Genomic DNA, 22,800 nt, shown 5'->3' on the forward strand with positions numbered 1-22,800 from the left:
TTATTTAAATATCCCCGCTATTTTTCGGACCCATATAGTATCTTCCAATACTGGATTTTTTAAGATCAACAGCAAACAAAATATTATCATATATACAAATACTAGAATATAGGCTACCAGGTAATTGTAATATATTACAAAATACAATATCGCTGTTTATAAAAGAAAAAACGGCGACTTTATTTACAGTATATTTTACATTATTATTTTTTTCTGCTAATAATATATATATATAATTGTCATATATATATACATCTTTTACCATTATAAAGAAACTCTTTTCTTTATTAATTTTTTCTTCTGCATATTTAAATTGGCGACCTACAAAATCAATATAACTATAATTTAACTCATTAACTTTTTCTAAGTTTCTATTGTATACCGATATTGTCGGATCGTTATTTGATACTGATATTATTTTATTCTTATAATTGAAATTAAAATAACTATTCCTATGCATCGTTTGAAGTATCGAACCATATTCTTTCTGAGCACCTTTCTGGATAAAATAACCTTTGCGATTATCCATATATAATATGGCAAATAAACTATCGCGAGAACAATCTATTATGGAGTTATTACAATACGCAAATTTGTCAGATACTCCGATAGGGCATTTACTGTAAGGTAATGTATGTATTGCGTGCCCGAACTTATTATACATTAAGAATCGTTCTTTTCCAGAATCTTTAATAACAATCGTATCGTTATTAATCACAAATGATGATGGGAATAAGAATTCATTATAAGCTTTTCCTGATCGCCCAATGGTTTTAAGGTATTTTAAGTTTAAATCACTGACAATAATAGTCCCGTGATGATTTTCTAAGATATATAAACTGTCATTATCGATATTCATATCTAAAACATCTGAAAAGAATAAACTATCATTATAGTTATCTATTGAAATGTCTTCTATTAAATTTACGATCTCATATTTTGATATTTTTCCACAACTAAAATTTAGGAAAAATATACTTATCAATATAATCAAATTAGACTTTTTCATACATATTTCCTTAAGTAATTTGGTTAAAGCCATAACTATCAAGCCTTAGATCAACCCCATTACATCTATTTAATTATCAATACATTACAATACAAAAGATGAACTTAAAGGGAGATGTTTCACGAGAATCTCTGATTTAAAATCCCTTTAAGCCCATCTTCAGTACGAATTAACGAGTATTAGCAATAAGATTTTGTCCCATCACACTCAACCCATCTTTCAGCCGCATTTCTACGGCATGATGACGACCCTGTACAACTAATATAATTCTGTGCAGGGCTTGCCATTGAACAAGCTAATGAAGCCGTGCAGCTATAGCCATCACCCTCAAACATCGCCAATGCCTCGACATTGGCACTCAGCAAATCAGATACATTTGTTTTGCTGTAAGCCGAATACCCGGTTACAGCAACGGCGGCCATCAATGCGACAGCCCCCGCGAGAAGAATTTTTTTCTTCATTTTTGTAAATTTTAAAAGGTTAACTAATAAATAAGGCCATGCGTTATGGCTTCTCTATCCCAAACCGTAGTCACCGGTTCAAATCCAACCTGTAAATTAAAGAACGAGACGGGGTATGCGCCAATCCATACAACAGACCTTGACTGTTGTCGAACCGAATCGCACTAAGGGCCTGCGAAACGTGGAAAGCTTCGATATAGTTGCCCGACCAATCGAAAGTGACCAGATAGTCACAACTTTCCAACCCTAACCCCGCCTCGTTATATGTTTTTCCCGAGTAAATCGTATATATATATTCATCGCTGCACGTCACACCAAAGAACCCGTTGACATTCGATTTCCGGATTGCCGCGACATGCATTTTCCCATCTGTCACTGGTGCAATATCCGGATAATGATATGCGATTCGGGCAATGCCAGCGATCGAATCCCCCTCTATCGCATTAATCTCGATAACCCCACAGTTGCTATTTACGCAGACAAAACGGGAACAATCCGGCTTCATAACTAATTTGCTATTGATATATGCCGTAGGCAATAATTCGTTCTCGATCTTGCGGTCCCCCTGCGGATACTCCCCGAAAAAACCTACCTGTCCGGATTTGAGGTTTACAAGCCGGTAGCGTCCTTCGGGATAAATTCCGGTAGAGATAACCCGGTCTCCATCGGTAATGCAGGTAACCAATCCTCCGGAAGGAAGTTGCCGCTGCGAAATGACATCCTGAACTACCGCCACCATCATATTCGTGTTACAATCCGCAACTACGATATGTCCGTTATCATCCAAAGCCGTAGCCGTAATCATTTCCCCGGGGCCCCGGCCACGCTTTATAATACTGGTGTAAGAATCGTCGTTCAATCCGTAACGAACCAGCAGGTCTTCGCTGCCAGGACGCTGGGACAAAAGCCACAGGATACTGTCGGTCACGGCAAAGTCGGTTACACCGAATGCTTCAATCGAATCGAGGCACAAGAACTCCTCCATTGCGGCTTCGGGAGCCTTATCCAGATTCGCCAATGGATTTTCATCCGAAGAGCCTCCTCTGCATGCTACAAAACACAACAATATTATAAATAGGCTGGATTTCATAGAGGATTACTCAAAATATCTCATCCCGACGTGTATATAGCCATTTTTTGGACAAAACCCCGGAGCATACACACACTCTAAACGTCCCGATTCATCTTGCCCTAAAGCATCTACATTCAAAAGTAGTAATTCCGATGTAGATTTTTTTTGCGTTACAATCAGATAACTCAATACAGATAATCCAATCAACAAACCACAAAATAAAATTTTAATCTTCTTCATAGTATCGCCCATGTTTGGTTTGATGAGTCCAAAGTTACCTGCTCCCCGCGAAAGTTATGTTATTTATAAGTTATAAATATTTTTTTCAGTCGTTTTTTTGCTACTTTTGAAAGCGCTTTCCCCATGCAAAATGAATAAACGAGTAAGAATAGCCATTCTGATAGCCCTTATTGGGATAATTGCCATCCTTGCATTGCAGGTACTATGGGTATCAACATCATACAAGCAGGAACAAAAGAAACTCGTCCAACGAACAATGCCCTTGACCAAAGATGTAAGAGATGAAGTTGTCTTGAGAAATTCAACTCTTTGGTATAAATTTATTCAAGACAAATTTGGAAATGATATTATACCATACATAGGTGGAGCCGGTTATGACGATAGTTTAGCCGTAATAAAAGTCTATAATCCGGAAACAGGGCTCTACAATAGATATGAGAAAAAATGTAAAAACGGAATGGAGCTTCTCAAATGCGCGACAGATATGCTTTATCATGTATGCGGATTAGATATGAACCAATTCAATCAACAGTTGGACAGTATATTTCGGGCAAACGACATCCAAATTCCTTATATCATCGAAAAAGTAAATACCCAGACCGGACGGGTTGAAAAAAGTACGAACGACGAGTTGGACGATGGCGTTTTTACGGTTGTCTGCGACACTCTGCACCTGGGGATAACTCAAACGGACGGCGTGGTTGTGAAATTCGACGGCTCCTATTCGGGAATGTTCGCCCAGATTCGTTTTATCCTTCTGTCGTCGTTTGCCATCACGCTGTTGGTGGCAGTGATTCTGTTCGGCATTATCCGGATCATCGTTTACCAACAAAAGCTGTCGGATTTTCGCGAAAATTTCGTCCGGCATATGATTCACGAAATAAGGAATCCGATCGGTTACCTGAAACGGGTTCTGAATCTTTCCTCCCGGACCAACGATGACAAGAACCTGCAAACGGCATCGAAAAAGATCGGCCATATCAACCTGCTGATCGAAAAGCTGCTTTCGACAACCTCGAACAGCCTGAAAATCCAAACCCAGAAGATCGACATCCGATCCGTTCTGGAAAACATCCGGGAATCCTATCCCGATGCCGATATAAGATTGGAAATCGCACCGGACATCTCAACGTTCAAAGCCGATCCCTTACACTACGGCAACGCTTTGCTGAACCTGGTCGACAACGCCATTAAGTATTCGCCCGACGAAAAACGGGTTCTGATCCATTGCTATAAAGAAAAAAGGAGTGTCTGCGTCCTGGTTCAGGACTGGGGAATAGGCATCCCTCTGGAATTCCAGTTGATGATTTTCGACCGGTATTTCCGGGTTCCACTCAAAAAATCGGTCAATGTCTCGGGATTCGGCCTGGGGCTCGGCTATGTCAAAATGGTCGCCGAGGCGCATGGCGGAACGATCGCTTTTTCAAGCATCTATAAACAAGGCAGCGAATTTATAATATGTATTCCGTATGACAGCGAATAAATGTACCATTTTATACGTCGAGGACGATGTCGATTTTGCAGAACTCAACATCCGATGGTTCGAACAGCAGGGATACGAAATAGTATATGCCCCGAACGGAGCCGAAGCGATCAAAGCATTCAAAGAAACGGCTCCGGACATCGTCCTGCTGGACATCATGCTTCCCGATATGATGGGATTCGAAGTATGCAAACAAATACAGGAGATCGACGAAAATATCCCGGTCATTTTCCTGACATCGTTATCCGACACCAAGAATGCAATCAAGGGGCTTGAGTCAGGGGCTTACGATTATATTCGCAAGGACACGGACCTGGAGGAAATAGAGGTGCGCATCAAGGCGATCCTGGCCCGTACAGGATACAACAACATAGTTCCCATTACGGACACCTGCCACATCGACAACCGAAAACTGGCGGTTGTCATCCAGGGCAACGAGTATCCCCTCAACAATCGAAGCATCCGGCTGCTGCAACTGCTCCTGCAACAGAAAAACCACATCTGCGAACGGGACTTCCTGACGGCGAAGATATGGGGCGACAACAAGATCAACGCTGATATTTACCTCAATCAGTCGATAGGTACTTTGCGGCGTATATTATCCGCCGACAACCGGATAACGTTGAAGTCGTTCCGGAATACCGGCGTCATGCTGGAAATCGACAAATAAACGGGACCCGCCGTCCTGAATGCGAAACGACGCGGCGACCTCCCGCAAAGCCCGGTTCGCCGGAAAGGAAATCCGGACGGCGGAAACGAAATAATTTACGCTATTTTTGCGTTATCAGACGTACGCCCCGATGTCCCAACGCAAGATTATCCATATCGACATGGATGCTTTCTACGCATCCGTAGAACAGCGCGACTGCCCCCGATACCGGGGCCGTCCGATTGCGGTCGGACACGACGGGCCGCGCGGAGTCGTCGCCACGGCAAGCTACGAAGCCCGTCCCTATGGAGTACACTCGGCCCTCTCTTCCGCATTGGCCAGGCGGCTATGCCCGGAACTGATCTTCGTCCCGGCACGGTTCGATGTCTACAAAGCCGTTTCGCAGCAGATTCGCGCCATCTTCCGTGAATATACCGAACTCGTAGAACCCCTTTCGCTCGACGAAGCGTTCCTGGACGTAACCCATGCCCGCTCGGCGACGCTGGTCGCCCGCGAGATCAAAACGCGAATCCTCGCTGAAACCGGATTGACGGCTTCGGCCGGGATCTCGGTCAACAAGATGCTGGCAAAGATCGCCTCCGACTACCGGAAACCCGACGGATTGTTTACGATTCCGCCGGACCGGATCGAGGAATTCGTAGCCGGGCTGCCCATCGAGCGCTTCTTCGGCATCGGCGAGGTAACGGCCGAGAAGATGCACCGGCTCGGCATCCGTACCGGAGCCGACCTGCGTCTCTGGAACGAGGCGGCACTCGTGCAGCATTTCGGGAAAGCCGGACACAGCTATTACGGCTATGCCCGGGGTATCGACGAACGGGAAGTTACGCCGAACCGCATCCGCAAATCGCTCGGCGCAGAAACGACCTTCGAGGAGGACACGGACGACCGGGAACAGTTGCGCCTCGATCTGTCGGCCGTACGCGAGGAGGTCTGGAACCGCTTGATGCGGCATGAATTCAAGGGTAAGACCGTGGTCCTGAAAATCAAGTTCGACAATTTCAGGCAGATAACCCGCTCGAAAACCCTTTTCGCACCGGTCGATTCTTCCGAAACGCTCCGGCAGGTATCGGAAGAACTGCTGGCGGCGGTGGATTTTCACGGGCGCAAAATCCGGCTGATAGGCCTTACCGTCGGCAATTCACCGGAAGCCTGCGCAGAGTGCGTGCAACTCCGTTTCGACTTCGATAATCCGGAACCGTAACAAGCCCTGTCATCATCGGAAACGGTACGACCTTTGCACCGCTTCGGCCAAAACGAAACGATGAAACATACCGACGACCAAAAAGCAAAACGACGTGCGGCCGACCTGCCGCAGGAAACCACCGTAACGCAAATCACCCCCGATGACATACTCGCCGACGGCGGCCCGATTGCGCCCGTAACCGACGACGGCACTCCGACCGAACGGCAGTTGGAGGAGGACGTGGTAACGGTCAACCCCTCTATCGACAGCATGGAAAGCCGGGGATAGGCCGCAAAAGGGACCAAACGCCCAACAAAAAATAACAGGCAGAGAGCCTATTGCAGTTTCAATCCGACATCCGCCCTCCATAAACAATCCGCGGGGAACAGCCGAAATTGTCTGTCCCCCGCGGAAGAATTAAGCTCTGGTCCTTACTTATTATATCGGATACAGAGATAGTTGATCGCATTGTTCTGCCCCGGAACGATCTCCCCGCCGCTATAAGCGGTCGCGGTTCCGGCATTGTTCTCCACAGCCTTCAACCGAATATACACCTTCTCTATTCCCAGCATATCGAGCGGCAGCGGCATGGAAAGATTTTTCCAACCCGGCAGTTGTGTCAGCAGCGTATTGCCCCAAACCGGCAGGTCCGGAACTGTGTAACGGCCGATTTCGGTCCATGCACCCAACATGTCGCCGTGCGTCGACCATTCCGCCACCCAATAACGGGGAGCACCGGGACTCCAACAGTTCATAACCCCCAACTGCATGGATAGCTGCGTAGTTTGCACATCGGCCGTCGAGAAGGAGATAATCCACGCCTGGCTACGGTCGTTATCCTCATCCCACCATTTGGAAGCGACCAACGCCGCATTCGCCAGCGCACCTTTATTATCCGCATTGGGATCGTCTTTCTCGATGCCTGTAATGGGACCGAGGAGCGAATACGAGGTGGTCTTTCCGATCGTATTCGCACCATTCTCACCCTGTAAAGAATAAGTCAACGAACCTTCGCCTACGGTAGGCGCTACGGCATTGTTCTCGATTTTGGCCTCAGGCATGTTCGACCACTCGGCGATCACGGCCGAGAACCCGTTTTCGAACAAGGGATCGACCGCAATATCCTCCCGCACGAGTGGACGGATCTGGTAACGGCCGATATTCCCGTCCTCTTCGAAACGCAGGAATTCATCGTGTACGACGACACCCGATATATCACCCGAGCCATGGGGAATTTCGCTGCCGTCGCGGCGCCACGGACAGCTCAGGTTAACCATCATGTAGAGACTGTTTCCATGGATATCGCGAACCACCTGCGGGTAGGTGTCGATGCGCTGCTGGTTATAGGCGGAACCATAGCCCTCATTGAGCGGCGTGAACGAACCCGCGCCGATAGGCAGCTCGCACTGCCGGAGCGTAACAAAAGTATATATATCTTCGTCGGTAAGTTCGGCGATGGTCTTCTCTTTTTTCGGAAGGACATCGGCCGTTCCCGCAACGGAAGTCAGTACCTTAGCGGAGGTTACGCCCGTAATCTTATAGCGGGCCGGACCGGGTACGATATCGTCGGTATGTTCGCTGTTTACGGTCGTACCTTTCAGCAATACCTGTACTTTGCTGTAACGGGCGAAAATATTGTCCTCCTTGGTCGAAGTAACGAGTTTGATTCCATATCGACCGTCAAGACTTTCGATGTACACCGTTTTTTCATTGACGCTGTAATCGATCTTGGTCGTGGTCGTCTGCGGATTGGATGCGATATTGGGATTTCCCTTATCGCTGACGACATAACCTTCCAGGATGATATCGTCATAAATCACGCTGCCCGACATACCGTAAAGTTCCGGAATCGAAACCTTCTGACCGAGTTCATTCAAGGCATTGGCCTGCGTCAGATAGAGGGTAGACGCAATTTTCTGATCCCAGCCGTCGACGTACGAAAGCGTAATCCGGGCGTTACGAAGTTTGGTTTCGGACAGATTTCCCTGGGCTTCGAAAACGAATTTACCGTCGACAATATCCATCTGCGAAATCCATTCAACACCCTCTTCGCTGGTATACTCGATGGCTACGGCCATCTCTTCGAAATCGATGTTCGTTTGGATATCGGCCTCAACCATGCCTCCCTCCCCTTTTACAATGATGTTCTGATTGGGGAATTTCAACTCAGGAGTCGTCAGGCCGCGCTGTTTCAGATAGACGGTATCGGCATTGCCCGGTCCCTGGATAAAGATGGTAGCCATACGGGGAAATCCGGGGTTGGCATCATAGTCCACATCGAAAGAGCCGTCCCCGCTCATGCGGAAGGCTTTCAGTGTGGCCCAGTCGACCGTATTCGCAAAACTCAAATCATAGGATTTGTTGGAGAGCACCTCGACCGAAATCACTCCGGCTTCGGTATCTACGATGTACGTATTCTCTTTCGCACCGAGCTCTTCCAGGGAGAAATAATCCCCTTTTTCGGTACATGACGCAAAGCAGACAGCAACGGCCGCCAGCATTCCGGCCAGAAGCGCCCTGCTGCGGGCTATTGATTTTAACTGTTTCATAATTGCACGATTGAGTAAATTTATTGCTTGTTATAGCGCACGGAAACACATCCCAGCCGAACATTCATGTTGCCTGTCGACGGTGTGACGTTACCCCCTTCGGGATCGGACGCTCCGGCGTTGGCGCAAACCGTACTTTGGGCGACCATCCGGATATAGACTTTCGGCTGTCCGAGCAGGGAAACCGGCAGGTTGAACGCGTAGTCGATATTTCCGGGGCAAACCCAGGTAGGCAGGGAGTTGTTCCACCACACCAGCGGACGGACCACGAACGTCGAATTGGGAAGGGTTGTAAAGTTCGATCCGTCCACCGAATACTGCACTTCCCAGTAGGCCGGGGCCAGTGAAGAGGCTGCACTGCCCGATCCCGAACCGATCGAGAACATCAGAGCGAGGTTATCGCTGCTGATTCCCGCCGTAGAGAATTCGATCTGGAAGCCCTCGCCGCGATTTTCATCGAAATTCCACCAACGCGAACCGGCGTAGATCGCGCAGTTGCCGGCCAATCCTTTGGTTGCAGTGGTATTATCCTTGTTGTTGAAGTCGTTCGTACCGCCCATATTCTTGTTTTCGGTCTGTCTCAGCACACCATCGCCAATCTCGGAAACCAGGGCCGTTCCGCTAACACCGACACCTGCATTCCAGGTCCACTCGACCAGCACTTCGCTGAAACCATTGGCACGATTCTTTTCCAAAGCAACGTCACCCTCTTCCAAAGGCCGAATCGAGTAAGTTCCTATCTGCCCATCCTTGCCGTAACGCGGCAGTTCGGTATGCACCAGGATACCCGAGAAAGTGCCCGAACCCCTCGGAACACCGGCATTCTTCACCCGGCGCCATTTCACCATACCATTGAACAGCGCATACATCGAATTTCCCCGTTTGTCGCGGATATTCAGCGGATAGCAATCGAAGAACGACGGATTGACGCCATTGGGATTCCAGTCCGACTTGATCTGATAGCCGTCGTTCACGTTACTGTACGCGCCATCGGATATACTGATCTCCACATTACGCAGTTTGACGTAGGTATATACGTCGTCGTCGGTCAGCTCGTCCATGTATTTGCGCTTATTGGCCAAATTGCCGAGGCTTCCGTCCACAACTTCCATTACGTGATCCGCCGTCAGGCCCTTCAGCGTATAGCGGGTAGGATTGGCCTCTTTTACCAGGGTCAGTCCATTGAGCGAAAGCGTGACCGCACTGTAACGTTTCAGTATATTATCGCTTTCTGCGACCGTATTGATCCGAAGCCCGTATTTTCCGTCGGCGCTCTGAATATAAGCAGTCCGGTTATTGACGGTAAAATCGATCTTACGCGTTTCTGTATTGGGATTGGTCTCCATGTTGGGATTATCCTTGTCGCTGATGACGATACCTTCGAGCACGATCACCGGATCGTCGATCGTTTTTTCACCCGCAGCTTCGGTAATCATGGCACGCACGTCTCCGAATGTCACGCGGCGAATATCCGCATTCGCCTGTACCAGATCGACGGACGCCGAAGCGACCTGATCGAGCCCGTCGGTAAAAGAGAGCTGCACTTTGACCGAACGAGAGATTCCCGTATCGTTGGTAAGCGGCGTAAAGAACAGCGAATCGGCGGTCAATTCGAGCTCAGTCAGCCACTCTTCGGCATATTCGTCTTCATAGATACATTCGACCGAGATTTCACCAAGATTGTGTTTCAGGTTAGTCCGGACAGGAATACCGATTCGTTCGCCGGTCTTGTTCAACGTCACCGAAGAACTCGAAAAGGCCAGCGACGGATTGACACCCAACTGAACCATCTTCACCGTGTCGACCTGACTGCCCCGCGAGACGAGAACATTCGCACGGCGGGCCGCACCATAGTTCTGCGAATAGGCAAAATTGAAATCGCCGTTACCCTCACCCGCAATCCGGCTCAAAGAGGCCCAATTAACAGGATATTCCAACTTTACATGCCACTTCCCGGTCGAATAGACCATGACATTGGTGTTGCCCCCGATCGCATCGAGCTGGTAACCTCCGGCATTGAGCGCCAGCGGCAGGTCCAGGTCCGAATCGATTTCGCATCCGGAAAGCGCCAGTGCGGAAAAGGCCAATACGACTGACAGCCTCCGGCAAACACTTTTCAAAATATTATTTTTCAATTTCATAAACTATCTTCTTAATGATTAGTTACTCATAAATCTCCGGGAACGTCGCCCCGACAGCAGCCGGAACAGCTATAACCCCCATTCCGCATAAGCGTCATTGTCGAGCGCATTACCCGAATAGGTCACCTCCTGGTCGGGAATAGGATAATATTCATGACAGGGAAGAATATTATCCTGCAGAGACTTGTAATCCGTATAGTCAAACGTCTGCCGATACCAACTGCCCCAGCGTACCAAGTCGTACTTACGCTGGAATTCACCGAAGAGTTCGCGGGCGCGCTCGCGCTCGATCTCTTCATGCAGGTGATCGTAGTTCTTGAAAGTCTCGTAACGGGCTATCTGAGCCCGATCCTTAACCATATTGAGGTATTTCATCGCATTGTCCGTATCATCCAGTTCGAGATAGCACTCGGCCATCATTAGAATAGCGTCGGCATAACGGAACACTTTCGTATTGTTATGGTCGGCAATGTTCACCATATCAGGACACCAGAATTTCGGCCCCATCCAGGGACGCGCCCCGGCCGCAGCAGTCGAGTTGAACGGCAAACCGTCATACTCCCACGCCAGGTTGTATTTGGTGCGGATGTCTGTTCCGTCCTTGGGTTGAAGCGACGCAAAATAATAGGTATTCGGCCGCAGCGAAGTCCATGTCGTCGCCTGCTTACCCAATTCCGGGATCCGGAGCCCATCGTAGATATCGTCCTTATCGCGTTTAGGCATGCAAATGGCGGCAATGGAACTCGTATACTTGAGTCCCGTGACAGAATAGGTGTGCTGAATCTCGAAGATCGACTCCGGAGTATTCTTGTTGCGGAACATCACGTCGGCGTAATCGTACTGCGAAAGGTCTCCGTAAATCTTCTCCAGTTCGAGAATGGCGTCACGGGCCGTCTCCCACTGTTTGTTCCACATGGCCATCTTCGCGATCAGCATCCATCCCATCGCAGCCCCGCAACGATTGTTTTCAACGTCGCAGGACCGAATCTGGGCCATACGGGGTACATACTCCTGCAATTCCCGGATCAGATAGTCCCGGGTATCTTTAGCCGGCATGCGCCCCAGGCGGGAAACGCGTTCGAGGACAACTTCGTCCTCCACATCGTCGGTATAAAACGGCACATCGCCGAACGTCGAGGTGAGGAAATAATAGTAAAAGGCCCGCATCACCATTCCTTCGGCCAGCATCGGCAGCTTCACGCCGTCTTCCAGCGGAGCGCGCTGAATGCCGGCGATGACGGAATTCGCATACATCACGCCCTTATAACCCTGGGTCCACATCGTCGAACCGAAAAGCGGATTGGCGGGAGAGATCGCCAACTGGGCGTCGTGTGTACCGCTGGCCACGTACATCAAATCGGTACAACCCTCCATCGCAATCAGATAGGTATAGTTGAAGATGGGATTCAAGGGAATATAGCAGGCATTCAAACCGGCTTCACACTGTTCTTTCGACTGATAATAGTCTTTCGGCTCAACAAATGAGGTAGGAATCTCGTTCAAGTCGCACGACGGCGCCAGGAGCGACATAAACAATACGGTCAGCAACAAATAGCTGGATTTCAATTTTATCGTTTTCATAGTACCCAGGTCTTAGATTAATAGCGAAGTTGAAGGCTGAAAATAATCGTCCTCGGTTTGGGGTACGCACCCACATCCAGACGCCGCAGCGCAGAATTGCTGCTCTCAGAAGAAACTTCGGGATCGAAACCGTTGTATTTTTTCCACAGACAGAGGTTGTCGCCGCTGGCGCTGAGCGTAAGGGATTTCAGCACATTGTTCGTCGCCTTCCTCAAATCGAACGTATAGGATATCGAAACGTTTTTCAGGCGAAGGAAGGTCGCATCGTGAACCAACCGGTCGCTGGCCAGGCCGTCACCGGAATATGCGCGGGGAATATCCGAATCGGGATTGCGGAGCGGATGCCATGCTTTGAGCATGTAACGATACTGGTTGGTCGACGGCGAGTTGTTACCCATCCACTGCTCCGAAACATTGTAAATCTTACCGCCGATCGAGTAGTTGAGATAGACCCCGATGGTGAATCCATGAATCTTAAACGTGTTCTGCAAGCCTCCGTAAATATCGGGATCGGCCTGGCCCAGATAAACCAGATCCTGCTTATTCAGGATACCGTCGTGGTTGATGTCCAAATAGCGCGGAGCGCCGGGAGAATAGAAGTTATTACCGGCCGAGACATAACCTTTGGCGGTCTTGTTACGTTCGATTTCAGCATTGTTTTTCCATGTACCGGCATACTTGAAGCCCCACAGTGCGTTAAGCGGATAATTGGATACATATCCATACATCATGTACTTCGGATTGTAGGATTCGTAGGTCACCACGAAATCCTCCGATCCGATATTATCCACCATCTGGGAGTTGTGCGACAGGGTGAAACTCGTCGACCACGTAAACTTGGGCTTGGAGATGTTGTAGCTTTCGATCGCAATCTCAATACCTTTATTGCTCGTTTTGCCAACATTCATAAACCGATTGGAATAACCGCTCTGCGTAGGACGCTGTACGGTCAGCAGCAGGTCCTTCGTTTTGGACATATAAGCCTCGACGGTGAATTTGATCCGGTTGTCGAGCACCGCGAAATCGAGCGCGGCATTGTACATGTCGGTAGTTTCCCAGGTAAGTTTAGGACTTCCGATCCGCGACGGGAAGAATGCCACGGGCTGCGATCCGCCGAAGAGGTAGCCCGTCGTCGAGGAGCCCATCGAGGGCAGCGAACGGTAGGCGCTGATAGCATCGTTACCCGTCCGTCCTGCGCTCAGGCGAATCGCCATTTCACTGATCCACGAAACGGATTTCACAAAGGGTTCGTTATGAATGTTCCATTTAAATGCCCCCGAGGGGAAGAAACCCCATTTATGGTCGGAAGCGAAGTTGGAGGAGCCGTCGGCACGCGCCGTGAAGGTCAGGTAGTATTTCTGCCGATAGTTGTAGTTGGCACGGAACAACCCGGACATACGGACCTTTCTCGTATTGGATGTACCGACCGACAGATTCTCCTTATCGGGAATAGCCCCCATATTGTTCCACAGCAACGGATCGAGCAGGTAACCGTTACCGCCCGTAGTCATGTTGTTCGATTCCCACGTCTGTGCCGTAAAACCGACCATTGCATCGAAATGGTGGCGTTTGTCGAAATCTTTATTATAAGTCAGCGTATTTTCGCTCAGGATACTGGTTTCGTTATACTCGCCCCGATAGGCGTAGGCTCCCTGTCCTTCAACTTTGGCCGGCAACGTACTGGGCTGAAACTTGTAGGAATGGTGCACATAGGAATAATAGGAGGCCTGACTACGCAGTTTCAGCCCCTTGACCAGTTCCGCTTCACCGTAGATAGCGGCATTGAAGGTCTGGCGGGTAATATCGTCCGTATTGAGGTAAACAGTCGCCAACGGAGAGTTGAACTTCTGACCGGATCCCCACAGGTCGTTGAAATCGCTGTTCGCCTTAATCAGCGGAGACAGATAGATACCACCCTGCCACCAACTGGTTCCGCCCAGATTGGCCAGGTTGTTATTGTTGTCGCGGTGGGTGAAGGTGAGGCGCATGCCCACTTTCAGCCAGTCGGTAAACTGGTTGTCGATATTGAACCGGGCCGTATAGCGCCGCATACCGCTGTTCTTAATAATACCTCGCGTATCGTTGAAGCTGACAGACCCGAAATAGGTGGTCTTCTTGGTTCCCCCGTTAACCGAAAGGCTGTAATTCTGGTAAGGAGCCGTCCGCGTGAGTTCACCGAGCCAGTCAGTCCCTTTGCCCAGCGAATAGGGATCAGGGAAAGGATATTTGGAAATCGGGGTTCCGTCGACGATCTCACCGTACTCGTCGTCCGTCGAAAAATAGGCCAAGTCATTGCGGTAGAGGGCGAATTGAGTGGCGTCCATCAGGTCCAGCTTCTTGGGCAGTTGCGAGAAACCGAGATCGGTGCGGAATTGCAGGCTGAGCCGGCCGGCTTCTCCTTTTTTCGTTGTTACGATAATAACGCCGTTGCTGCCGCGCGCACCGTAGATAGCAGTCGACGAGGCATCCTTGAGCACATTGATCGACTCGATATCGCCGGGGCTGATATCGTTCAGGTCGTGCACGGCATCGATCATGCCGTCGACCACAATCAACGGCTCGTTACTGGCCGAAATGGAGCGCGTACCCCGGATACGGATCGAAGTCGTAGCGCCCGGCTCTCCGGTGGTAGACATAATGTCGGCTCCGGCAATACGGCCCTGCAACGCCTGGTCGACACTGATGACCGGGACATTTTCGATATCGGCCATCTTCACGTTGGCCACCGATCCGGTAAGGTCATTTTTCTTCACGGCTCCATAGCCGATCACGACCACTTCGTCCATTTCCTGCTGATTCTCGTTCAGCACCATGTCAATGACCGTACGCGACCCGACCGTAATGTTCTGGGTAATAAATCCCAGGTAGCTGTAAACAAGGACACTGTTGGCAGAAGGCACTTCGAGCCGGTACTTGCCGTCGGCATCGGCGATCGCCCCCTTCACACCGCCCTTCACATACACGGTAGCGCCGGGAAGCGGAAGGCCCTTTTTGTCCCGGATCACTCCCTGTACGACAATCCCGGAGCTGCTGACCGCCGGGCCTGTTCTTTTCAGCGTAACCGTCCTATCGGCATCGGAAATCGTATAGGACAACCCGGCCGCTTTGGCAATGGTCGCCACGACATCCCGCAAGCCGACGTTGGCAGCCTGCAACGTGATTTTCTTGTTATTCACATCACCCGGCTCATACGCAAACTTATAGCCGGATTGACTTTCGATCTGTTTCAGCACGGCAGTCAATGGTTCACCCTTTGCGTTCAGCGAGATTTTCCCGAATTGGGCATACGCAGGGATGACCATCAGACACACAACCAACATTACAACGATCTGCCGCAGGCAGCGGAATGCCGGGAAGTCCTTATTCGTCAATTTTTCTTTCATTTGGATTCAGTAATTTTAGATTCAACACCATTTCGTCAAGCCCGGAGCCACAGTTCTTTTCCGGAGACGGGCCGTTCTGCAACGGACGGGCGCAGTTTTCGCCCATGCGTTTTTTTCTGTTTCGGGTCGTTCATAAAATTCGGGGTTTAAGGGTTTTATATCAAAATCAATGAAATTATTCGGTTGTATACACCCGGAATTCCGTCATCAGCGGATAATGATCGGAACGGGTATCGGTAAAGTCGTCCCGGAGCGTCTCCACGCAGGTCATGTCGGAAAGCATCGCGCTACTGCCGTAAATGAAATCGATACGGGTATCGTTCCCTCCGGCAAATGCTGCGGTGGGACACGACGGAATAAAATATCCGCGGTAGGAACGCATCAGGTCATGATAGCCGCTACCCAGTATCTTGTTGTGCACGTCGTAGTTGAGCCCAACGCCTCCGGGCAGGTCATCGACATCCAGCGGGGAAACCGAATTAAAGTCTCCCATCATCAGCCACCGGGTCTCCCCGGGATGAGCCTTCAGCGTACCGTCGAGAAAAGCCGTTATCTCACCCATCCGGTAGGAATTGCCGTCGGGATAGCCGTTCGAACCGGTCGCATGAGGCCAGAGGTGCAGCACCACGATATTCACGCCTTTGATTCGGACGTGGATAGCTCCATGAGACACGCCTTCGGTTATTTTTGCGACCACTTCGACCGGATATTTCGAAGTCAGCGCCACCGGATAGTTGTCGCCTTTCTTGATATTGGTAACGACATAGGAATGGCCGTAACTTGCAGCAAGCCGTTCCAACGACTCCTGCGTGAATTTGTTTGCCTCCTGCAACGCCAAAATATCGGGATTCATCGAACGCACCCAGGCTGCCAGTTCGGTCTTTCCGGCTGTCTGGTCCAACTTCATCCCTTCCAGAATATTGTAACTGACCAGACGCAGCGTATCGACCGCAAGGTTCTCCTCGGGTTCGGCGGACAGGTATTCGCCCTGTCCCCCGTCATCTGCGCAGGAAGCTGCTATGCAGACCGCCAGCACCAACCACGACAAGCGAAGGAAGCATATGGAATTTCGGTAAAAATTCATGGTTTCGTTTTTTATGGATTCGTTCGCACGTTGTCGTACCGGACCGCCAGATAGGAGAGCGTATTGGCCGCTCCGTTCACAATGGTACTGCCGTCATAGGAACTAGCGGTTCCTGCGCTGTTGCGCGCAGCCCGCAGACGCACATAAACCGCATCCTTGCCGAGCATCTCCGACGGCAAGTCAATATTCACGTTCTTATGTCCCGGAAGCTGAGTCAAAAGCGTATTGGACCACTGTGCAATATCGGGAACCGTATACTCCCGGACAGCGTTCCACACGCCCGATTTCGAACCGTGATCCGACCATTCGGCCACCCAGTAGCGCGGGGCGCCGACGGACAGGTTAACCGTCGCGAACTGCAGCGACAACCGACCGGCCGTAATACCGCGGGTGGAAAAACCGATCACCCAGCCTTCACCGCAGTCGTTGACCCGATCCCACCAGTTCGCATTAGAGAAACCGCCTTCCGGGACACTGCCCTTGTTATCAAGCTCTACTTTCCCCGTGATCGGGCCGGGCAGGCTGTAATCCGACGACGCATAAACAGCCTTTCCCGACGTGTGGGAAATCGTTCCCGCACCGAAAACCGGGGAAACGACATTGTTCGTAATCCGGGGAACGCTCCATTCGGCGATCAACTGTGAAAACCCGTCGCCAGAATTGCCGCTCAACGCAATGTCATCCCGTTCGAGCGGGCGTATCTGGTAGCGGCCGATATTGCCGTCCTTCTCAAACCGGCAGAACTTCTCGTGCACGATGACACCGGAAATAGTCCCCGAACCTGCGGGCAGGCCGACGCCGTCGCGGCGGAATCCGCAGCCCACATTAGTCATCAGGAACATACTGCCGCCTTTTTCGTCCCGGATCAGGCGCGGATAACAATCGATACGGCCTGCGCCGTACACGGAAGCATATCCTTCGTTGATCGGAGTCAGTCCTCCTTCGCGGACGGGAATTTCGCACGCCTTCAGCGTGACATACGTGTAAAGGTCCGCATCGGTCAAATCGGCAATGGCACGCTCTTTCCGCACAGCGTCGGAAGCGCTGCCCCCGGTTACCTCCATCAAATGGCTGTAACCGACACCGGTCAGCGTATATCGCTCGGGATCGGACTCTTTCCGGAGCGTCAACCCCTTGAGCCAGAGTTCCAGACGGTCGTACCGCCGCAGCGTATTAACCTCTTCCGATTTGGTTTTCAAGCAAATGCCGCATGCGCCATCCTCGCTTTGGAGGTAAGCCGTCCTTGCATTCTCTCCATAATCGATCTTTATAGCCGTCAGGTTCGGATTGGCGGCGACATTGGCGCTGCCACAGTCGCTTACAACGACACCTTCCAGCGCAATATCCTCCTCGATAAGGAGCGAGCCCTCAGCGCCGGCAAGCATTCCCCTCAAATCGGCAAAGGTAATCTTCCGGGTCCGGGAACTTCCCCCAATGCCGGCCTGCGAAATAAGGCATTCAGAATCGTAGACCGCGCCCCAATCGTCTGTGAACGAGATAGCGAGGGTCGCCTGACGGGGCGCTTCGGAACAGGATTCACCAATGTGGCAACTCAACGTTTTCAGGTCGTTTTCGATTTTGCAGTCCGTAATCCAGTCTGCCGGTTTTCCGTTTTCCGTCATCGAGAATTTCACCTTTCCGGCAAGCGACAACGGCAGGTTAGTGGTGATTGCCAGCTCTTTCCGTCCTTCGATTCCTGCGACTTCAGTTTCTGCCGTCACGAATTCGAGTACAGGGGTCTTCCCGTATTGTTTCAGAAAGATCGTATCGCGGAGCGATCCCGAGCTTATTACGAGCGCGGCCATCCGGGGGAAAACACCGTTTGCCTTATATCCGACCGTGATTCGGCCCTCGCCCTGCCCCGAATCGGGACCATCGATCCAGATCCATTTCGAATCGGGGGAGACAAAGGCCGACCAACTGTCGCCGGCGGCAACGCGGATCGTTCTGACGCCCTTGTCTATACCCAACAATACTTCCCGGTTTCCACATGACCCGACAGGTTCGGCCGCATCATCCTTGCCGCACCCGCACCAAAGAGTCAGAATTACCAGCATCGCAAGCAATTGCGTCCACGACCCGATATATCGGCAAATCCGTTCCATGAAGTTCATTCCGGTCTGTTTTATGATCATCATTGTCAGCACGGCTCGGAACTACGGGCGTTCTTTCGGTTTCTCTTCCGGGTTGAGCAGGTAATACGTCTCCGCATCCAGTGCGTACAACTGGACATTATCGAGGAAGACACGGTTCTTCCGGCCTCCTGTCAACTCGGCATCACCCCCGGCGAACCGGATCTGCGTATGGCCGGTAAAAGGATTGGTTTCGGTATTGACCAGGTAAAGCACATAATCGGAATCGTCCCACATCGAAGAGACGACATCGGGATCAGCCGGATCGTAATAGCCCAGTTCGAGCACCTGGGTCGTTTTGCCGCCCTTGAAAGCGCCGCCGCCGATCACACTCACCTGCAACTGATTGGCATCTTTCGTTCCGTCTTTCTCGCAGAAACCTACGGCCCGGAAGCGCAGCATGACGAGCGAATCGACGATGATGCTCGTCACGTTGGGAGTTATCAGGTCGCCGCCGTTTTTCGTATCGCCGAGTTTTACGCAGCCGATGCGTCCATACAGCGCCGGATACCCGGTGCTTTCGAGTTCGGTGGAGGTCCATCCGTAATTCTTCTGCGTGGTGGTCCAGTTGTCGATACGGCGTTCGTCCTCGGCATCCCAAGGATAGTCGTAGCCGTAGTTCAGCCAATTAAACTCTTCGCACAGCAGCGTTCCGAACCCCTGGCTGACCGTCACAAATGCACCCAGATACTTATCCGACGAGGTAAAACTCAACGTCCCGGAACGGCGCTTGTAAAATTCCCCCATCGGCTTATAGTGAAGGACGATCATATCGGCCTGGGCCTCAGCATCGAATCCCTTGTTTTCATACCTGAGCCAGTCGGACTCCTCGTCCGCAGTCTGGAAAAAAATCTCATAAGGGACATTGGAATGGACATAGAGCGTGTCCCGGCCCTCGTCGACCCGGCAGTTGACGGCGGAAACCGCCTCCCTGGTCAGCGAATCCGACACGATCAGAAAATCCTTACGGAGCAAGTCGTCGTCGTCCTTGCAGGACGGCACGGCCGTAAGCACAGCGCAGAACAGCAAAAGCCACAAGCCTTTGACATTCCACAGCGGAAAATTCAATCGGATAATTTTTCGATCCATAACAATAAAATTAGCAGTTGGTATTTTGATTTGATGGCTATTTCATAAAGACCTTGACGAACATGATTTCACGGCCGGAAGTGTTAATCACCCGGTAGGAGCCGGCCGCCGCCGATACGACCAACGTTTCGGCATAGTGAAGATGGAAACACGAGCCTCCGGCGGTCTGCACATCGGCGGATTCGCCTTCAACCAGATTCAGCACATGGCATTTCCCCTCCGTACACACCTCCACCGTCGATTGCAGTTTGTATCGATAGACATCATACGAATGGTCCGGATGTGTCTGCAAATGCCACTCTTCCCAATCCGGGCCCGATTCAACCAGGCGGGGATGCGCGACAAGATCCCGCTCCACAGCATCGCCTTTTCGGTCAAAACAAAGATTCTCCATCGCCCGGCGAATATTGAGCGGACGCGGGCGGCCATCGAGATCAAGGGACAACCAGTCGTACATTTTGAAGGTGAAAATATAAGGCGTGGTACTGATCTCCAACACCAGGTTGTTACGGCCCGAACTGTGGAGCGTTCCCGGAGGAATCAGATACAGGGCATGCTGTGCGGACGGCTCGGCATGGACGTAGCGCGCCACATCGAGTTCGGTCCCCGAGCGGTGACTCTCGGTTAGCGCCTGCTCGAACGCTTCCGGATCGACATCGTCCTGAAAACCAAGGTAAACCACAGCATCGTCCTTCTTATCAAGGATGTAATAGGTCTCTTCCTGGGTCAGGACCTCTCCGAAGTTTTTCCGGATATATTCCCGTCGGGGATGACACTGGATGGAGAGGTTTCGCCCGTCGAAATTATCCAGGTAATCCATCCGGATCGGGAACTCATCGCCGTACAACGCATGGCATTCGGCTCCGACCACATCACGCCCCGCCCAGAACATCAGCATATCGAACGACACTTCGAGCATCTTACCGTCGCTGCTGAAGATAATTCCGTTTTCAGGAACGATGAGTTCGAATGACCAGGCATAATTCGGCACATCGTGCGGCAGCATATGGATATGCTCCCGGATCCACTGTCCGCCCCATACCCCCGGCTCAAACCAGGGCCGCACACGAAAAGCGTTGCACGCAAGGCGGTCAAGCCCGGCACGCAGTTCATCGCCCGTAGTCCAGGTTATCTCGCCGTCCCGCTGCCCGTCCACGATCACATCGATCCGGGGAAGGATACTCCGCTTATGACGGCCCAGAACGACCCAGTCTACAAAATAGAACCGTTTGTACATTTTTTTGGGCGCGTCTGGAGCCTGTGCGCCGAAATTCGTAACACTGCCGGCACGAGCGCGAAACTGGATTTCGTTCTTCGGGATGTCGATGTAGATGAGCGTACCGTCCCAACCGGCCAGCGAAGCTCCTATTCCTGTCAGGATATTCATTTCCGCTTCGTCGTCGGGCACGATTCGGCCGAGTTTCTCCGGGTCCAGAAAATCGGAAAGTTCCAGCGACGTACGAAATCCGAAAACCGGGTCGTCTCCGCCCAAAAAAGGAGCCACCAACGCTTCGATCTCCCCGGGCGAACGCATGGCAGCGCTCATGCTCCACCAGTTGGCGTGCACGCCGATAGCCACAAGGGCCTTGTTCAGCTCGCGGGCAAAGCAGGCGAAGTCAACTCCGACGAATCCGTCCACTGCCACCCGCTTCGCCCCGGCAATCTTCCGTGCCAGCGATGCGTAATCGCAATATATTTTTCCCGGAGCCAAATCATGGACCGGATAAATGTCATAACCCTCCTCTGCTACCCCGGGTTTCTCGACGGGAAGCAGGCGTTGCATAGTTTGTCTCAACTCGTTCATATCAAATTCAATTCCCAGAAAACAATGATGCGGCTCCGACCATGGCCGCCCGGTCCAACAACGATGACAGCCGGATATCGAGCTTTCGCCCTTCATCGGCCAACCGCCCCTCGAGAGCCGGACCGAAAAGCGGATATGCCCGGGCAATATTGCCACCCAATACAAGCACATCGCCTCGGAAACGGTCGAAGACAGGAAGGATAAATTCACCCAACCGCCGACCGTATTCTTCGAAAACCTGCCGGGCTTCGGTCTCCGTACCGGCACGCCCAGCCACTTCCTTGACCCCGGCGACTTCCCGGCCAGTCAAGGCCTTATAGCGACGGCAGAACCAACGTGTAGAAAAAGCATCGTCGGCAATCCCGCCCTCAAACGGCAGGCAATAGACCCATCCGTCGGCGGGAACCTCGGGCGCATCTGTCAAAAGCCGGCCCGCAGCCACGAACCCAGAGCCGAAGCCCGTCCCCAGCGTCAGGGCCATCACGCGGCCGGCTCCGCTTGCCGCCCCGCAGAAACACTCCCCGAGGGCAAACGCGGCCGCATCGTTGACGTAAAGACACTTTTCGACTCCCGTCCCGTCCAAACGGGCCAATAGCGATTCCGTAACATCGAGACCATAAAGCCGATCGAACTTGCGGACTCCCTGGATCAGGGAAACACCTCGTCCATAATCGAACGGTCCCGGGAAAGCCAGCCCCACGTTGCGCACCGTCCCCAGCCCGCTCGCATCGATCGCCCGGCGGATATTCTCCGCCCAGGCCGCCAGGACGGCCGAAGCGCCGGCCCTGCAATCGACAGGGGTCTCTATCGCCGGATATTCACTGCCGTTCGGGACAGTCAGATCGACAACACGCGAACACACATGGCTGCCTCCAATGTCCACACCCACGGCATAATTGGCTATCATATTCATAATCGG

General features: G+C 51.4%; 17 protein-coding genes. 4 read left to right on the top strand and 13 right to left on the bottom strand.

Translation table 11 applies throughout. The features are described from left to right. Window positions 1-4: 4 nt before the first annotated feature. From KG007_RS01915 to KG007_RS01930, 4 genes are all read right to left on the bottom strand, one after another. The gene (locus KG007_RS01915) at window positions 5-1,042 is read right to left on the bottom strand and encodes a 6-bladed beta-propeller (protein WP_213347154.1); all 1,038 of its coding nucleotides are present in this window, start codon (window positions 1,040-1,042) and stop codon (window positions 5-7) included. 146 nt (window positions 1,043-1,188) lie between these two features. Beyond that, window positions 1,189-1,470: an NVEALA domain-containing protein gene (locus tag KG007_RS01920; protein WP_213347155.1), complete on the bottom strand. Its 282-nt coding sequence runs from the start codon at window positions 1,468-1,470 to the stop codon at window positions 1,189-1,191. A gap of 70 nt (window positions 1,471-1,540) precedes the next feature. After that, window positions 1,541-2,560 (bottom strand): BF3164 family lipoprotein, encoded by a 1,020-nt coding sequence (locus KG007_RS01925; RefSeq protein WP_213347156.1) that lies wholly within the window; start codon window positions 2,558-2,560, stop codon window positions 1,541-1,543. 6 nt (window positions 2,561-2,566) lie between these two features. Then, a complete protein-coding gene (locus KG007_RS01930; RefSeq protein WP_213347157.1) occupies window positions 2,567-2,782 on the bottom strand; it encodes a hypothetical protein in 216 nt (71 codons plus the stop codon). 256 nt (window positions 2,783-3,038) lie between these two features. On the opposite strand from KG007_RS01930, the gene KG007_RS01935 reads away from it, so the two are divergent. The 4 genes from KG007_RS01935 to KG007_RS01950 all read left to right on the top strand — a co-directional run bounded on the left by KG007_RS01935 (window position 3,039) and on the right by KG007_RS01950 (window position 6,406). After that, on the top strand, window positions 3,039-4,265 hold the full coding sequence (locus KG007_RS01935; RefSeq protein ID WP_213347158.1) for a sensor histidine kinase: 1,227 nt from the start codon (window positions 3,039-3,041) through the stop codon (window positions 4,263-4,265). After that, window positions 4,252-4,935 carry a response regulator transcription factor gene (locus KG007_RS01940; RefSeq protein ID WP_213347159.1) on the top strand — a complete coding sequence of 228 codons (684 nt, stop codon included), beginning with the start codon at window positions 4,252-4,254 and terminating at the stop codon, window positions 4,933-4,935. The genes KG007_RS01935 and KG007_RS01940 overlap by 14 nt, the downstream gene beginning before the upstream one ends. 130 nt (window positions 4,936-5,065) lie before the next feature. Then, the gene (gene dinB, locus KG007_RS01945) at window positions 5,066-6,136 is read left to right on the top strand and encodes a DNA polymerase IV (RefSeq protein WP_213347345.1); all 1,071 of its coding nucleotides are present in this window, start codon (window positions 5,066-5,068) and stop codon (window positions 6,134-6,136) included. Between the two features lie 60 nt (window positions 6,137-6,196). After that, the gene (locus KG007_RS01950; protein WP_213347160.1) at window positions 6,197-6,406 is read left to right on the top strand and encodes a hypothetical protein; all 210 of its coding nucleotides are present in this window, start codon (window positions 6,197-6,199) and stop codon (window positions 6,404-6,406) included. 143 nt (window positions 6,407-6,549) lie between these two features. On the opposite strand, the gene KG007_RS01955 is transcribed toward KG007_RS01950, so the two are convergent. The 9 genes from KG007_RS01955 to KG007_RS01995 all read right to left on the bottom strand — a co-directional run bounded on the left by KG007_RS01955 (window position 6,550) and on the right by KG007_RS01995 (window position 22,794). Next, on the bottom strand, window positions 6,550-8,667 hold the full coding sequence (locus KG007_RS01955) for a DUF5689 domain-containing protein (RefSeq protein WP_213347161.1): 2,118 nt from the start codon (window positions 8,665-8,667) through the stop codon (window positions 6,550-6,552). Window positions 8,668-8,687: 20 nt separating this feature from the next. Then, a complete protein-coding gene (locus tag KG007_RS01960) occupies window positions 8,688-10,787 on the bottom strand; it encodes a BACON domain-containing protein (RefSeq protein ID WP_213347162.1) in 2,100 nt (699 codons plus the stop codon). A 90-nt stretch (window positions 10,788-10,877) separates the two neighbouring features. Beyond that, window positions 10,878-12,389, bottom strand: coding sequence for a RagB/SusD family nutrient uptake outer membrane protein (locus KG007_RS01965; RefSeq protein WP_213347163.1), 1,512 nt, complete (start codon window positions 12,387-12,389; stop codon window positions 10,878-10,880). 17 nt (window positions 12,390-12,406) lie between these two features. Further along, window positions 12,407-15,772, bottom strand: coding sequence for a SusC/RagA family TonB-linked outer membrane protein (locus KG007_RS01970; RefSeq protein WP_249413217.1), 3,366 nt, complete (start codon window positions 15,770-15,772; stop codon window positions 12,407-12,409). A 175-nt stretch (window positions 15,773-15,947) separates the two neighbouring features. Next, window positions 15,948-16,856 (bottom strand): endonuclease/exonuclease/phosphatase family protein, encoded by a 909-nt coding sequence (locus KG007_RS01975; protein WP_213347164.1) that lies wholly within the window; start codon window positions 16,854-16,856, stop codon window positions 15,948-15,950. Window positions 16,857-16,867: 11 nt separating this feature from the next. Continuing rightward, window positions 16,868-18,970, bottom strand: coding sequence for a DUF5689 domain-containing protein (locus KG007_RS01980; RefSeq protein WP_213347165.1), 2,103 nt, complete (start codon window positions 18,968-18,970; stop codon window positions 16,868-16,870). Window positions 18,971-19,012: 42 nt separating this feature from the next. Continuing rightward, window positions 19,013-20,077 (bottom strand): hypothetical protein, encoded by a 1,065-nt coding sequence (locus tag KG007_RS01985; protein WP_213347166.1) that lies wholly within the window; start codon window positions 20,075-20,077, stop codon window positions 19,013-19,015. A 37-nt stretch (window positions 20,078-20,114) separates the two neighbouring features. Beyond that, window positions 20,115-21,860 (bottom strand): class I mannose-6-phosphate isomerase, encoded by a 1,746-nt coding sequence (locus KG007_RS01990; protein ID WP_249413218.1) that lies wholly within the window; start codon window positions 21,858-21,860, stop codon window positions 20,115-20,117. A 28-nt stretch (window positions 21,861-21,888) separates the two neighbouring features. Continuing rightward, a complete protein-coding gene (locus tag KG007_RS01995) occupies window positions 21,889-22,794 on the bottom strand; it encodes an ROK family protein (protein ID WP_213347168.1) in 906 nt (301 codons plus the stop codon). Window positions 22,795-22,800: the final 6 nt, after the last annotated feature.

The organism is Alistipes montrealensis, from assembly GCF_018362775.1.
Classification (GTDB): domain Bacteria; phylum Bacteroidota; class Bacteroidia; order Bacteroidales; family Rikenellaceae; genus Alistipes; species Alistipes montrealensis.

Excerpts from the sequence above, each read along its gene's own strand:
- KG007_RS01915 (WP_213347154.1), bottom strand. The coding sequence starts at position 1,042 with ATGGCTTTAACCAAATTACTTAAGGAAATATGTATGAAAAAGTCTAAT.
- KG007_RS01920 (WP_213347155.1), bottom strand. The coding sequence starts at position 1,470 with ATGAAGAAAAAAATTCTTCTCGCGGGGGCTGTCGCATTGATGGCCGCC.
- KG007_RS01925 (WP_213347156.1), bottom strand. The coding sequence starts at position 2,560 with ATGAAATCCAGCCTATTTATAATATTGTTGTGTTTTGTAGCATGCAGA.
- KG007_RS01930 (WP_213347157.1), bottom strand. The coding sequence starts at position 2,782 with ATGAAGAAGATTAAAATTTTATTTTGTGGTTTGTTGATTGGATTATCT.
- KG007_RS01935 (WP_213347158.1), top strand. The coding sequence starts at position 3,039 with ATGCCCTTGACCAAAGATGTAAGAGATGAAGTTGTCTTGAGAAATTCA.
- KG007_RS01940 (WP_213347159.1), top strand. The coding sequence starts at position 4,252 with ATGACAGCGAATAAATGTACCATTTTATACGTCGAGGACGATGTCGAT.
- dinB (WP_213347345.1), top strand. The coding sequence starts at position 5,066 with ATGTCCCAACGCAAGATTATCCATATCGACATGGATGCTTTCTACGCA.
- KG007_RS01950 (WP_213347160.1), top strand. The coding sequence starts at position 6,197 with ATGAAACATACCGACGACCAAAAAGCAAAACGACGTGCGGCCGACCTG.
- KG007_RS01955 (WP_213347161.1), bottom strand. The coding sequence starts at position 8,667 with ATGAAACAGTTAAAATCAATAGCCCGCAGCAGGGCGCTTCTGGCCGGA.
- KG007_RS01965 (WP_213347163.1), bottom strand. The coding sequence starts at position 12,389 with ATGAAAACGATAAAATTGAAATCCAGCTATTTGTTGCTGACCGTATTG.
- KG007_RS01970 (WP_249413217.1), bottom strand. The coding sequence starts at position 15,772 with ATGAAAGAAAAATTGACGAATAAGGACTTCCCGGCATTCCGCTGCCTG.
- KG007_RS01975 (WP_213347164.1), bottom strand. The coding sequence starts at position 16,856 with ATGAATTTTTACCGAAATTCCATATGCTTCCTTCGCTTGTCGTGGTTG.
- KG007_RS01980 (WP_213347165.1), bottom strand. The coding sequence starts at position 18,970 with ATGAACTTCATGGAACGGATTTGCCGATATATCGGGTCGTGGACGCAA.
- KG007_RS01985 (WP_213347166.1), bottom strand. The coding sequence starts at position 20,077 with ATGGATCGAAAAATTATCCGATTGAATTTTCCGCTGTGGAATGTCAAA.
- KG007_RS01990 (WP_249413218.1), bottom strand. The coding sequence starts at position 21,860 with ATGCAACGCCTGCTTCCCGTCGAGAAACCCGGGGTAGCAGAGGAGGGT.
- KG007_RS01995 (WP_213347168.1), bottom strand. The coding sequence starts at position 22,794 with ATGAATATGATAGCCAATTATGCCGTGGGTGTGGACATTGGAGGCAGC.